At 69.9% G+C, this 12,168-nt stretch carries 14 protein-coding genes; 11 read left to right on the forward strand and 3 right to left on the reverse strand.

Translation table 11 applies throughout. The features are described 5' to 3' along the window. The first annotated feature begins 1 nt into the window (after position 1). A complete protein-coding gene (locus ABZ824_RS23565; protein ID WP_355076469.1) occupies positions 2-643 on the forward strand; it encodes a GntR family transcriptional regulator in 642 nt (213 codons plus the stop codon). Further along, complete coding sequence (locus ABZ824_RS23570; protein WP_356965372.1) at positions 643-1,860, forward strand: MFS transporter; 1,218 nt, start codon at positions 643-645, stop codon at positions 1,858-1,860. Before ABZ824_RS23565 ends, ABZ824_RS23570 begins: the two co-directional genes overlap by 1 nt. Positions 1,861-1,885: 25 nt before the next feature. Here the strand turns inward: ABZ824_RS23570 and ABZ824_RS23575 are convergent, their stop codons facing one another. Both ABZ824_RS23575 and ABZ824_RS23580 read right to left on the reverse strand, forming a co-directional pair. Further along, complete coding sequence (locus tag ABZ824_RS23575) at positions 1,886-2,317, reverse strand: nitroreductase/quinone reductase family protein (RefSeq protein ID WP_356965373.1); 432 nt, start codon at positions 2,315-2,317, stop codon at positions 1,886-1,888. A gap of 95 nt (positions 2,318-2,412) precedes the next feature. After that, a complete protein-coding gene (locus ABZ824_RS23580) occupies positions 2,413-2,820 on the reverse strand; it encodes a TIGR03668 family PPOX class F420-dependent oxidoreductase (RefSeq protein WP_355076705.1) in 408 nt (135 codons plus the stop codon). A 175-nt stretch (positions 2,821-2,995) separates the two neighbouring features. Between ABZ824_RS23580 and ABZ824_RS23585 the strand changes: the two genes are divergently transcribed. The 9 genes from ABZ824_RS23585 (at position 2,996) to ABZ824_RS23625 (ending at position 10,896) form a co-directional block, all read left to right on the forward strand. Next, on the forward strand, positions 2,996-3,412 hold the full coding sequence (locus ABZ824_RS23585) for a hypothetical protein (RefSeq protein WP_355076474.1): 417 nt from the start codon (positions 2,996-2,998) through the stop codon (positions 3,410-3,412). A 485-nt stretch (positions 3,413-3,897) separates the two neighbouring features. Continuing rightward, the gene (locus ABZ824_RS23590) at positions 3,898-5,280 is read left to right on the forward strand and encodes an ATP-binding protein (protein WP_356965374.1); all 1,383 of its coding nucleotides are present in this window, start codon (positions 3,898-3,900) and stop codon (positions 5,278-5,280) included. Then, positions 5,277-5,693: a roadblock/LC7 domain-containing protein gene (locus tag ABZ824_RS23595; RefSeq protein WP_355076477.1), complete on the forward strand. Its 417-nt coding sequence runs from the start codon at positions 5,277-5,279 to the stop codon at positions 5,691-5,693. Before ABZ824_RS23590 ends, ABZ824_RS23595 begins: the two co-directional genes overlap by 4 nt. After that, a complete protein-coding gene (locus ABZ824_RS23600) occupies positions 5,690-6,055 on the forward strand; it encodes a DUF742 domain-containing protein (protein ID WP_355076479.1) in 366 nt (121 codons plus the stop codon). Before ABZ824_RS23595 ends, ABZ824_RS23600 begins: the two co-directional genes overlap by 4 nt. Positions 6,056-6,107: 52 nt before the next feature. Further along, positions 6,108-6,680, forward strand: coding sequence for an ATP/GTP-binding protein (locus ABZ824_RS23605; protein ID WP_356965580.1), 573 nt, complete (start codon positions 6,108-6,110; stop codon positions 6,678-6,680). Continuing rightward, complete coding sequence (locus ABZ824_RS23610) at positions 6,677-7,948, forward strand: cytochrome P450 (RefSeq protein ID WP_356965375.1); 1,272 nt, start codon at positions 6,677-6,679, stop codon at positions 7,946-7,948. Before ABZ824_RS23605 ends, ABZ824_RS23610 begins: the two co-directional genes overlap by 4 nt. Further along, entirely contained in the window at positions 7,945-9,180 is a 1,236-nt protein-coding gene (locus ABZ824_RS23615; protein WP_356965376.1) for a cytochrome P450, read from the forward strand. The genes ABZ824_RS23610 and ABZ824_RS23615 overlap by 4 nt, the downstream gene beginning before the upstream one ends. Positions 9,181-9,207: 27 nt before the next feature. Then, positions 9,208-10,050, forward strand: coding sequence for a helix-turn-helix transcriptional regulator (locus ABZ824_RS23620; protein ID WP_356965377.1), 843 nt, complete (start codon positions 9,208-9,210; stop codon positions 10,048-10,050). Positions 10,051-10,125: 75 nt separating this feature from the next. Next, positions 10,126-10,896 carry a glucose 1-dehydrogenase gene (locus tag ABZ824_RS23625; RefSeq protein WP_356965378.1) on the forward strand — a complete coding sequence of 257 codons (771 nt, stop codon included), beginning with the start codon at positions 10,126-10,128 and terminating at the stop codon, positions 10,894-10,896. Between the two features lie 255 nt (positions 10,897-11,151). Here the strand turns inward: ABZ824_RS23625 and ABZ824_RS23630 are convergent, their stop codons facing one another. Next, entirely contained in the window at positions 11,152-12,126 is a 975-nt protein-coding gene (locus ABZ824_RS23630; protein ID WP_356965379.1) for a WYL domain-containing protein, read from the reverse strand. Positions 12,127-12,168: the final 42 nt, after the last annotated feature.

Genomic DNA, 12,168 nt, shown 5'->3' on the forward strand with positions numbered 1-12,168 from the left:
TGTGTCTAAGACGTATTCATCCGCTGAGCAGGCCTATCGCGCCGTGAAGGAGCGCATCCTGTCCGGCGCGCTCGCGGGCGGGGAGCTGATCAGCGAGGGCGAGATCGCCGCCGACCTGGGCACCTCCCGCACGCCGGTGCGCGAGGCGTTCCTGCGGCTGGAGACCGAGGGGTGGATGAAGCTGTACCCGAAGCGCGGCGCGCTGGTGGCGCCGATCCCGCCCGACGAGGCCGAGCACGTCGCGCATGCCAGGTACGTGGTGGAGACCGCCGCGGTCCGCAGCGCCACCGCGAACGACCCCGGCATGCTGGTCGAGGCGTTGCGTTCCTCGATCCGGCGGCAGCGCGAGCTGGCCGCCGCGGGCGATCTCGACGGATTCGCGGTCGCCGACACCGACTTCCACCGCACCTACGTCCTGGCCGGTGGCAATCCCCTGCTGTCGGGTTTCTACGACTCGCTGCGGGAACGCCAGCGCCGGATGAACAGCGTCGCCCTGCACCGCGGCCCGGTCGACATCACCCGGATCATCGAGCAGCACGCGCGGCTGGCCGACCTCGTCGCGTCCTCGGACGTCGACGGGTTCGCCGACGCGCTGGTCGAGCACCTGTCCGGCGTGCACCAACTGGAACTACGAGGCCGGTGATGGCGACACTCACCGTCACCGCGCCCCGCGACCGGGTCGTCTCGAGCCGATGGCCGGGCGTCGCCGCCGCGATGTTCGCGATCGCTTGGGGCGGAAACGAATTCACACCGCTGCTGGTGATGTACAAGAGCGACGGGCTGGCGGCCACGACCGTCGACCTGCTGCTTTTCTATTACGTGCTCGGCATCGTGCCCGCGTTGCTGATCGGCGGCCCGCTGTCGGATCGCCACGGCCGCCGGGCCCTGCTGCGGCCGGCGCCGCTGATCGCCGCGGCAGGTTCACTGCTGCTCGCGGTCGGGTCCGCTTCGGTGCCGCTCCTGTCGGCGGGACGGGTGCTGTGCGGCATCGCGCTCGGGCTGGCGATGGCGGTCGGCGGCAGCTGGCTCAAAGAGCTGGCACAACCGCCCTATAGTCCGCAGCTTCCCGCGGGCACGGGCGCGCGCCGCTCCGCGATGAGCCTCACCGCGGGCTTCGCCATCGGCGCTTGCTGCGCCGGTGTACTCGCGCAATGGGCGCCGTGGCCGAACACCTTGGCGTATCTGATCAACGTAGGCCTGTGCCTGATCGCCGCCGTGTGGGTCCGGCGTACCCCGGAAACCGTCTCCGGGCGGCGAAATCCGGGGAGCCTCCGCGACGACCTGCGCATTCCCGCGGCGGGGCACCGGCGCTTCCGCACGGTGGCATTGCCTGCCGCGTTGTGGCTGTTCACCTCCGCCGCGGCGGCCTACGCGGTGCTGCCCGCGCTGATGGCGCCTCGGGTCGGCGCGGCGCCGATCGCGTTCTCCGCCATGATCTGTGTCATCACCCTCGGCTGCGGGTTCGCCGTCCAGTCCGTCGCGCGCCGGATCGACCGGCCCGGCACCGCGCGGGCGGCGGCGGTGGCACTGCTCGCGGTCACGATCGGGATGGCGCTCGCCGCGACGGCTTCCGGTCTGTTGACCCTGTGGGCGACGGTGGCCGCCGCCGTGGTGCTGGGAGCCGGTTACGGCATCGGTCTGGTGGCCGGGCTGCAGGAGATCGAACGCATCGCCCGCCCGGACGATCTGGCCGGGCTGACAGCCGTGTTCTACTCCGCGAGCTACCTGGGATTCGGCACCCCGGCCCTGCTTTCGTTCCTGCACGACACGTTCGGTCTCGGCTATCCGGCGATGTTCGGTGCGGGCGCGCTCGCGGCGGCCGGATGCCTCGGCCCGGTGCTGCGCGACTATCGCGCCTGACGGTCACCGATCCGGCGCGCCGCTCTCAACCCTTCGGCGTCAACAGGACGAGCGGAATCTCGCGCGTGGTCTTCGTCTGATAACCGGCGTAGACCGACTGCGCGGAGGTGACCCGGGGCCACAACGCCGCCCGCTCCTCGCCGGTGGCCACCCGAGCCGTCATCGGCACCTTCGGCCCGTTGCGCACCGACACGACGACGTCCGGGTTGTCGCGCAGGTTCAGGAACCACGCCGGGTGGACGGGGTCGCCGCCCCGCGAAGCGACCACGACATAGGTGTCACCGTCGACGATCGGCGCCGTGAGCATCACCGCGTGCGGCCGGCCCGATTTGCGGCCGGTCGTGGTGAGCTCGAGCGACGGCATGCCGGAGAAGTCGTTGCCCAGTTTCCCGAAGCTGATCTTCAGTAGGACGCGATGCGCCGTATTCATGGCCTTCAGCGCGAAATTCGAGGGCATACGATCCTCACGATCGGCTCGACGGGTGGTTCGGCTCGACGACCCCCGCAACGGGAGATCACGAATCGGACTGTACCCGAATCGGCGCGGCTCGCTCAGCGGGCGGACCACCCCGACCACCGGGCCACATCGATGGCTATCACCGGGCCCGGGGGCGGCTGCTGTTCGTACTGGGAGTAACGCGCGGTCAAGTGACCGATCGCCGCCTGCGCCTCGGCGCCGTCCGCGATGCGGGCCGCACCGTCGGCGCGAGCCCACCACAGCTGGGTCCAGTCGTCGCCGTACCGGTCGACGAGCACGGCGACCGCGGGGTTGGCCGCGATATTGTCCAGGCGGCGCAGCGCCGTGGTCGTCTTCGGTTTCGCGTCGACGCTGGTGTAGACGACCTCCCCCGCCACTGCGAAGACTATGGGCACCAAATGCGGGCGCAGTTGCGGCGAAACCGTTGCCAACCGTGCGACCGGACTGGTCGCGAATCGTTTGCGCGCCTCCTCGGAACTCAGCCGCACACCCGCCTCCTCGAGCTCGCCGTCCCCGGAAATCGGGGATCGAGTATGTTCCGCCCCCTATGCAACCGGACATTTGCCGTGAAATCACGGCGATCGACTACTACCACGCTACGGTCGAGTCAATGTGTGACCCGTCAAGAGGCTATGTCGTCAGAAGGTGGAGGCGGTTGTGGAAATCGATATCACTGCCCGGCTGAACCTAGCGTTCGAGATGTGGGAGCGTGCGCACGGGCGCCCGCTCGCCGACGATACGGTCGAGACATGGGTGACCGCAGCCGGGTACGACCTGGAACCAGGTCACCTGACGAAAGTTCGACGCGGTCAGGTCGCCACGCTCCCGGAGCAGACCCGCGCCGGGCTGGCCCACGTGTTCGGGCTCGACCCCAACTATTTCGTGTTCGATCCCGGTCCCGACCGGGCATGCGACGCCGAAGTGATCGCGCACCTTGACAATTCGGCCCTGCGCCGCCTCGGACAGGCCGTGAACGGCGTATCGCTGCGCACCCTGCTGTACCTGGAGTCCGTCGCCGAAGTGCTCCGCCAGGCCGACGGACTGCCCCCGTGCGAGCAAACCGCACAACTCTGATCGAACGACAGCGGCTCGGCTACGGCCCCCCGGGAAGCCCGGCGGGCCGGCCACACCGCCCCGGCGCCACCGCCACTCGCGGACGCGATCGCATGACGCGTCGATAATCCAAGCTTGCAATATCGCATCGGGTAATACGGCCGCACGTAGGACGCCCCGGCATACCGATAGTGAATTCTAGGCAAACGTTAATTTCCCCATTTCGCACCGAGCGCGTCGCCGTGTAGCACTTTTCGGCGCGTCGTCAGCGTAATCCGAGCATCGACACGGCAGCGGAATATCCGCCCGCGCCGCTTTCCCGTGAAATACGCCCGAGTGGCGCCGCACCGCCCACCCCGCTATGCTCGGGCCGCGATATTTCGAAACTGCTTGTCGGTCTGCATATTTGGGGTGCCGAGGCACGCAGAAGGGGGCAGCTGTGCCGTTTCCCGGCGGCAAGCGCGAGTGCGGAAGTACGGAACTTGTCAGAGTTGTTGAATCCGGCGGTGAATGAGCCCGGCGAAGACGCCGTCCGGCATCCGAAACCGCCGTACGCGACATTGTGGGCCTGCGTTGTCGCGACCGCTGCCGTCGTCACGGCGGCGGTGTACTACGCGCCCGCCGAATTCCGGATCCCACTCGCGGCAGGCGCCACCGCCGCCGCCGTCGCCCTGTGCGCCGCCACCACGGCGGCCGTCCACTTCCGTCGGCAGGCCCGGCACGCCCGGCGGGACGCAGGCCGGGCCAGGGACGACCGAGCGCTCGTCGCCAGCGGCGCGGAGGCCGAGGTCACCGCCGCGAGCGCGGCGGTCGCCGAATACGAAGCGCGCGCGAAGAGCAGTGACAGTCGTCGCGCCGCGGCCATGGCGGCCTTCGCGGGCGCGGCGGGCCGCATGCAGGCGATGACCACGAGCATGCTCGCGGAGCTGCGCGAGATGGAGCACCGCCACGGCGACCCCACCGTGCTCGCCGATCTGCTGCAGCTCGATCACCGCACCGCCCAGGCGGGCAGGCTCGCCGACAGCATCGCCGTGCTCAGCGGCGCGCGATCCGGCCGCCGCTGGGCCAAACCCATTGCGATGGAATCGATTCTGCGTGGCGCGATGGGACGTGTGGCGGGCTATCAGCGAGTCCGGTTGCGCGCGATCGCCGACATCGCGGTCTCCGGTCACGCCGCGGAAGGCGTCATGCACGCGCTCGCGGAACTGCTCGACAACGCCTGCAACTTCTCCCCGCCCACCACCGAGGTGCACGTCTACGCCGCCGAGGTTCCGGCGGGCGTGATCATCACCATCGAGGACAGCGGATTGGTCATGAGCGAGTCGGCGTTGCGCCGGGCCGAGGCGGCGGTCTCGGCAGGCGCGCCGGACGCCCGCGGGGCCGGAGCCGACCTGTCCTCACTGACCGGGACCAGGCTCGGCCTCGCCGTGGTGGGCAATCTGGCGCGCAAGCACGGGCTCACCGTCTCCTATCGGCCTTCCGCCATCGGCGGCACCGCCGTGGTCGTGGTGATCCCGCGAGACCTCACCACCCGCGCGGAACGGCCGCAGCCGTCCACCACCACGGGCACGCTGCCCGTCGCGCGGGAGCGGTCTCGCGCGGCCGCGCCGCTCGACCACGAATCCGCCGATCGGGAGGCCGTGCGTCCGTCGCCCGCGCTGGACGCTCCCGCCGTCGCGCCCCGAGCGCTGCCCAAGCGGCGTCGCGGCAGCACGCTGGCCGCTGTCCATCCCGAGGGCATCAGCGCGCCGGAGGCCGCCGCACCGACTCCTCCTCCGGCACGACCGGACTCGCTCGGCGCGTTCCAGCGCGCGGTGTCCGGGCCCACGACCGGCAGCGCCACCACCACTCCCCCTGCCCCTTCCGTCTCCATGGAGAACGAACGATGACGACCTCCGAGACCGCCCAGCTGAGCTGGCTATTGGAACAGCTGCTCACCCGCACACCGCGCACCAGGCACGCTCTGCTGCTGTCCAGCGACGGGTTGAAGATCTGCCACACGCCCGAACTCACCGTGGACGGAGCCGACCAGCTCGCCGCCATCTCGGCGGGCATTCAGAGCCTCTCGCACGGCGCGTCGGTGGAATTCGGCGACGGCCGGCCCGGGGTGCGCCAGTCGATGACGGAGTTCTACGGCGGCATCCTGTTCATCGTCGAAGCCGGGCTCGGCGCGCACATCGCGGTCGTCGCCGCAGAGGACGCGGACGCCGGGCTGGTCGGGCACAATATGCGGGAGCTGGTGGAACAGCTCGGCGAACACTTGGCGGCCACGCCGCGCTTCCCGGGAGCGGGCGTGTCGTGAGCAGACCAGGCCGCGACGACGACCCCGATCGGCTATACACGCTGACCGGCGGGCGCAGCAAACCGGACTCCGACACCTTCGATCTGGTCACCCTGGTGGTCAGCGAGTGCGCGCCGACGCCGGGCATGCAGTCCGAGCACGTGGCGATCCTCGACCTGTGCCGAGCTCCGACCGCCGTCGTCGAAATCGCGGCCGAGCTGCGGATTCCGGTCGGCATCGCGACCATCCTGCTGTCCGACCTGCTGCACGCGGGCAAGATCACCGTGCGTCCTCCGCAGGCCGGTCCATCCGACTCGCCATGGCACTGCCTGCCCGACACCACGACGCTCGAGAAGGTGCTCGTTGGACTCCGCAAGCTCTGATCCGCGTCCCGCCCGCGCGGACGCGCCCCTGCACCGTGCGACCACGCGGGGACTGAAGGTCGTCATCGTCGGCGGTTTCGGCGTCGGCAAGACGACGATGGTCCGCGCGGTCAGCGAGATCCGGCCGCTCGATACCGAGGCGATCATGACCGACGAGGGGCTGGAGGTCGACGATCCCAGTGGCGCGCCGGGCAAATCGACGACGACCGTCGCCTTCGACTTCGGGCGCATCACCATCGACGACGAGCACGTGCTGTACCTGTTCGGCGCACCGGGACAACAGCGGTTCCGGTTCCTCTGGGATCGGCTGTTCACCGGCGCGCTCGGCGCGATCGTGCTCGTCGACCCGCACCGGATCGCGGATTCCTGGTACGCGGTCGACCGGCTGGAACACCAGAAGACGCCGTTCGTCGTCGCCTGCAACGACTTCGGCGAAGGCCACCGCCCCGACGAGGTCCGCGACGCGCTCGACCTCGATCGGCACGTGCCGGTGATCGACTGCGACGCCCGCTCCCGCGAGTCCGGCAAGGGCGTCCTCATCACCCTCGTCGAGCACCTCTATTCCCGCGCGCCGTCCCCGGCGGCCCGGCGCCCCTTGTTCCCGACTCCGGAGGCCGCGTCATGACCACGCCCGCGCCGAGTTCCACCGACAGCTGCCCCGTCCGCACCGCACCGGTCACGTTGAGCGGCCCGCGTTTCCATACCGACCCGCATCAGCTCTATCACGAGATGCGCCGGGAGCACGGACCGGTGGTCGCCGTGGAGCTGCCCGGCGGCGTCCCCGCGTGGCTGGTCATCGGCTACCGCGAATTGCATCAGGTGACCAACGATCCCGAGTTGTTCCCCCGCGATGTCGGGCGGTGGAACCAGTGGCCGAACATCCCGCCGGACTGGCCCTTGCTGCCGATGGTCGGGCAGCCGATGCCGTCGATCTATTTCACCGCGGGCGCGGAGCACCGCAGGCACGTGGCGATGGTGGAACCGGCGTTGGAGACGGTCGACACCTTCGAATTGCGCCGCACCTGCGAGGACTTGGCCGACCGCCTGATCGACGCGTTCTGCGGCAGGGGCGAAGCGGAGCTGGTCGCCGATTTCGCCGAACCGCTGCCGGTGCTGGCCCTGGCGCGGATCCTCGGCTTCCCCGACGCGGACGGACCGCGGCTGGCGTGGACGATGAAGACGCTCGCCGACGGCGGGGCCGACGCCCAGGCCGCGCATCAGCAGTTCGCCGAGCACATGGGGCGGTTGCTCGCGACCAAGAAAGTCGCGCGAGGCGCCGATTTGGTGTCCTGGATGCTGGCGCATCCCGGTCCGTTCTCCGACGAGGAATACGTCCTCGACCTGATGGCGATCACCGCCGCCGGATACCTGCCCACGGCCGACTGGATCGGGAACTCGGTGCGGCTCATGCTCACCGACGACCGGTTCGCCGCGGCGCTCGGCGGCGGGCGACACAGTGTGGGCCAGGCGATGAACGAAGTGCTGTGGGAGGACACCCCGACCCAGATCCTCGCCGGACGGTGGGCAGCCCGCGACACGCGGCTCGGCGACAAGGTCATCCGGGCCGGTGACATGCTGCTGCTCGGCCTGGCTGCGGCCAACGCCGATCCCCATGTGCGCCAGCATGTTTCCGACGGTGCCGAGCCGGCGCACTCGGGCAACAGCGCGCACTTCGCGTTCAGCTACGGCGAATACCGCTGCCCGTTTCCCGCGCAGGAGATCGCCGAGGTCGTCGCGCGCACCGGCATCGAGGTGCTGCTCGACCGGCTGCCCGACCTCGATCTCGCGGTGCCCGCCCAGAACCTGGTCCGGCGACCGTCGGCCTTCCTGCGCGGCATGACATCCCTGCCCGTCCGCTTCACACCCGTTCGCGCCGTCGGAGGTACCCCGTGAGCAGAGAATGCCCACACGCAGCAGCCCTTGTCATCGATCCGATGGTCGGCGACCTGGGCGGAGAGACCAGCAGGCTGCGCGCCGCGGGTCCGCTCACCCGGATCGAGTTGCTCGGCGTGCCCGCTTGGACCGTCACCCAGCACGCACTGGCCAGGCAGCTGCTCGTCGACACCAGGCTGGTCAAGGACATCAACGCCTGGTCGCTGTGGCAGTCCGGCGCGGTGACCAGGCAGTGGCCGCTGATCGGCATGGTCGACGCGGGCCGTTCCATGTTCACCGTCGACGGTCCCGAGCACCGCAGGCTGCGGATCAAGACCACCCAGGCGTTGACCAAGCGCAGGCTCGACGCGCTGCGTCCCGCGGTCGAGCGGATGACCGCAGAACTGCTCGACGACCTGGCCGAGGCCGGACGCGACGGCGCGGCGGTCGACCTCAAGACGGTGTTCGCCTACCCGCTGCCGATGCGGGTCGTCAGCGAGCTGATGGGCGTGGACCGCGCCGACCATCCGATGCTGCTCGACCGGTACAAAGCGTTCTTCTCGCTGCTGACGCCGCAGGACGAGCGGCTGCGGGTGATCGACGAATTGGACCTGTATTTCACCGAATTGGTGCGCAAGAAGACCGCCGACCCGACCGACGACCTGACCAGCGCCTTCATCGTCGGCGGCGACGACGCCGAGCCGTTGACCGAAGAGGAAGTGGTCGGCAACCTGAAGGCGCTGGTAGCCGCCGGGCACGAAACCACGATCGGCCTCATCCTCAACGCCGTGCGCGCCCTGCTGGCGCGGCCGGAGCAGCTGAGCGCCGTCCACGCCGGTGACCACACCTGGGACGCCACGGTGGAGGAGACCCTGCGCTGGGACAGCCCGGTCACCCATCTGCTCATGCGCTTCGCCACCGAGGACATCGCCGTCGGCGACACCGTCATCGAGAAGGGCGAGGGTGTGGTCATGTCCTACCGTGCGATCGGCCGGGACTTCGCCGTGCACGGCAACGACGCCGACGACTTCGACGTCTCCCGCCCGACGGCCAACCGGCACTTGGCTTTCGGCTACGGCCCGCATATCTGCCCCGGCGCCGCGCTCGCCCGCATGGAAGCGGGCATCGCGCTGCCCGCCCTGTTCGCCCGCTTCCCCGGCCTGCGCTTCGCCGTGCCGGTCGAACAGATCCGCAACCTGCCGGTGCTCACCCAGAACGACCTCGAAGCGTTCCCGGTGTATCTGGGGAACTGATTCGGCGCACGGGTTGTTACCGTGCCCATGGCCAGTGATTCCCCGGCGCCGCACCGGCGCGCGCAGCTGCGCGACTTCCTCCGCACCCGCAGAGCCAGGCTCACGCCGCGCGACGTCGGTCTGCCGACCGTGGGCAAGCGGCGGACGCCCGGCCTGCGGCGGGAGGAGGTCGCGATGCTCGCCGGGGTCGGCGTCTCCTGGTACACGTGGCTGGAGCAGGGACGCGACATCACGGTGTCGGCGGAGGTGCTGGACGCCGTCGGCGCGGCGCTGCGCCTGTCCGGCCCGGAGCGACGGCATCTGTATCTGCTCGCCGGTCTCAATCCGCCGCCGCCGGGCCCGGCGCGTGACGCCGAGGTCACCCCGCAGTTGCGCCGACTGCTCGACGCTTGGGGAGCGCGGCCCGCCGTGCTGCGGGACCGCTACTGGAATCTGCTCGCGGTCAACGACACGGCGCGCACCGTCTTCGGATTCACCGCCGCCGACCACAACTGCCTGGTCTCCTTCTTCCGCAACCCCCGGTATCGCGGCATGCACGTGGCTTGGACCGCGATCGCGCCCGCCGTCGTGGCCGCTTTCCGCGCCGACGCCGCCTACGCTCCCGACGATCCGGAATTCGGCCGGGTGGTCGGCGAACTCAGCGCCGCCAGCCCAGAATTCGCCCGGTTGTGGGCCCGCCACGACGTGGACGCCGCCGTCCAGGCCGTGAAGGCGGTACGCCATCCCGACGCCGGCGACCTGGTGTTCGACACGACCACCCTCGCGGTGACCGACCACCCCGGCTGGTTCCTGGTGCTCTACAACCCGCAGCCGGAGAGCGCGGAGCGGGTGGAGGATCTGATGCGCGTCGCGCTCACCGCCCCGGGGTGACCGCAGCCTGGTGGCGCCACACCTAGGTCGACTGGACACTGTTCGCCCGCCCGGACCTTCGGCACGCTGATTCCCATGACGCACAACATCTCCCGATTCGGCGGCAAGATCGCACTCGTCACCGGCGGCTCGAGCGGCATGGGGCTGGCTACCGCACGACGGCTGCTCGCCGAAGGCGCACAGGTGGTCATCACCGGCCGGGACAAGGCCAGACTGGACGCGGCGGTCGACGCACTGCGCGGCGGCGACCGGGTGCTCGCGGTCCAGGCTGACGCGGCGCGCTCGGCCGATCTCGAGGCGCTCACCGCCGCCGTCCGCGACCGGCACGGCCGATTGGACGTCGTGTTCGCCAACGCGGGCGTCGCGTCCTTCCGGCCGAACGCCGAGATCAGCGAAGACGAGTTCGCGCGCGTCGTGGACATCAACTTCAAGGGCGTGTTCTTCACCGTCCAGAAGGCGCTGCCGCTGCTGTCCGTGCACGCGGCGATCGTCATCAACGCGTCGTGGACCCTGCACCGCGGCCTGCCTGGCGCGTCGCTGTACGCGGCCACCAAGGCGGCCGTGCACAACCTGGCCCGCAGCCTCGCGGCGGAGCTGGGCCCCCGAGGGATCCGGGTGAACTCGGTGAGCCCCGGCTATATCGAGACTCCGATGTTCCACGACAACGTCAGCCCCGACGCGCACACCGCCGTGCTCGCCGAAGTGGCGAGCCGCCGACTCGGCACCGCCGAGGACGTGGCCGACGCCGTGGCCTTCCTCGCGTCCGCCGAGGCGTCCTACGTCAACGGGCAGGATCTGATCATCGACGGCGGTTTGGTCGCGGCCATTTCCCGGGAAATGATCTGACCGGACCGAACCCCGTCGCGGGCGGGAACCCGTTCGCGTCGCATTGATTCGATGATGGCTTTCCGGATGGGCCGCCAGAGCAGGCCGAGTTCTGCCGGGGTGCGGGAGTCGTGGGTCGGCGTGGCGGTGGTCCCGCCAGGTTCGGCTCACGTCGAAGGACCGTCGGTCTGCCTACAGTGGGCCGACGGCGGTCGCCCGTGCCTGCGGCGAGCGGATCGCGATACTCACCGGGGTGACGTCAGCAGGCGATGACTCTCAGGATGGCTCCCCGTAGTAGGTGGCGATCGCGGCGGCGCGGTAGCGAAGGGAAGTGCGCAACGACTGCGGGGCCAGTGCTTCCACGTCTGTGGTGAGCTGCCACAGCGCCCATTCGGCGTGTCGCGAGTCTTGGAATATCAGCTCCAGCCGCAGCCAGCCGTCGGTGTCGGTTTCCTCGGTGCGGACGGCCACTGCGGTGCTCACGAGTTCCTCTCGCCGGGCTGGGTTCACCCGTACCAGCACGGCGATTCGGTCGCCGCCGGTCCGGAACCGCGTGCTGCGTTCCTGCCACGCCCGGTCCAGATCGACCCGGCCCGGTCGCTGTGCCGGTTCGGAGAGTTCCTTCGCAGCCAGCACCCGCGACAGCCGGTAGGTGCGGTCCGCGCCAGATCTCGTGGCCAGCAGGTAACCCTGGTCGCGAACGATGACCAGGCCGATCGGGTCCACCGTGCGCCACTTCGGGGTCTGGTCCACGGCCGCGTAGTGGATGCGCAGCTTGTGTCCGGCGAACACCGCGCGCCGGATCTCCGCCGATATGGTGTCGGGCACTTCCTCAGCGATCAGCCGACGCGACAGCAGATCGGTCTGCGGGTCGACGAGCAATCGCTCGGCCACGTCAGCCGCGGTGTCCCGGTAGCTCTCGGGTAGCGCGTCGATCACCTTGAGCATCGCCGAAGCAAGCGCCGAGCCGAGGCCGAATGCCTGCGCGCCGCGCCGTGATCCGGCGATCAGCAGGGCAAGCGCCTCGTCGTGGTTCAGCCCGGTGAGCTCGGTCCTAAACCCGGGTAACAACGCGTAACCGCCGTGTCGGCCGCGTTCGGCGTAGACCGGGACACCGGCCGCGGACAGCGCCTCGATGTCGCGCAACACGGTGCGGGTCGACACCTCCAGCTCGTCGGCCAGCTCGGTCGCAGTCAGCCGACCGCGCTGGCGCAGCAGTAGCACCAGCGAGACCAACCGGTCGGCGCGCATACGAAAACTCTAACGAATACACGACACAGGATGTCGTGATTC

Origin of the sequence: Nocardia sp. NPDC047038 (genome assembly GCF_040644075.1) — a bacterium.
Taxonomy (GTDB): Bacteria; Actinomycetota; Actinomycetes; order Mycobacteriales; family Mycobacteriaceae; genus Nocardia; species Nocardia sichangensis.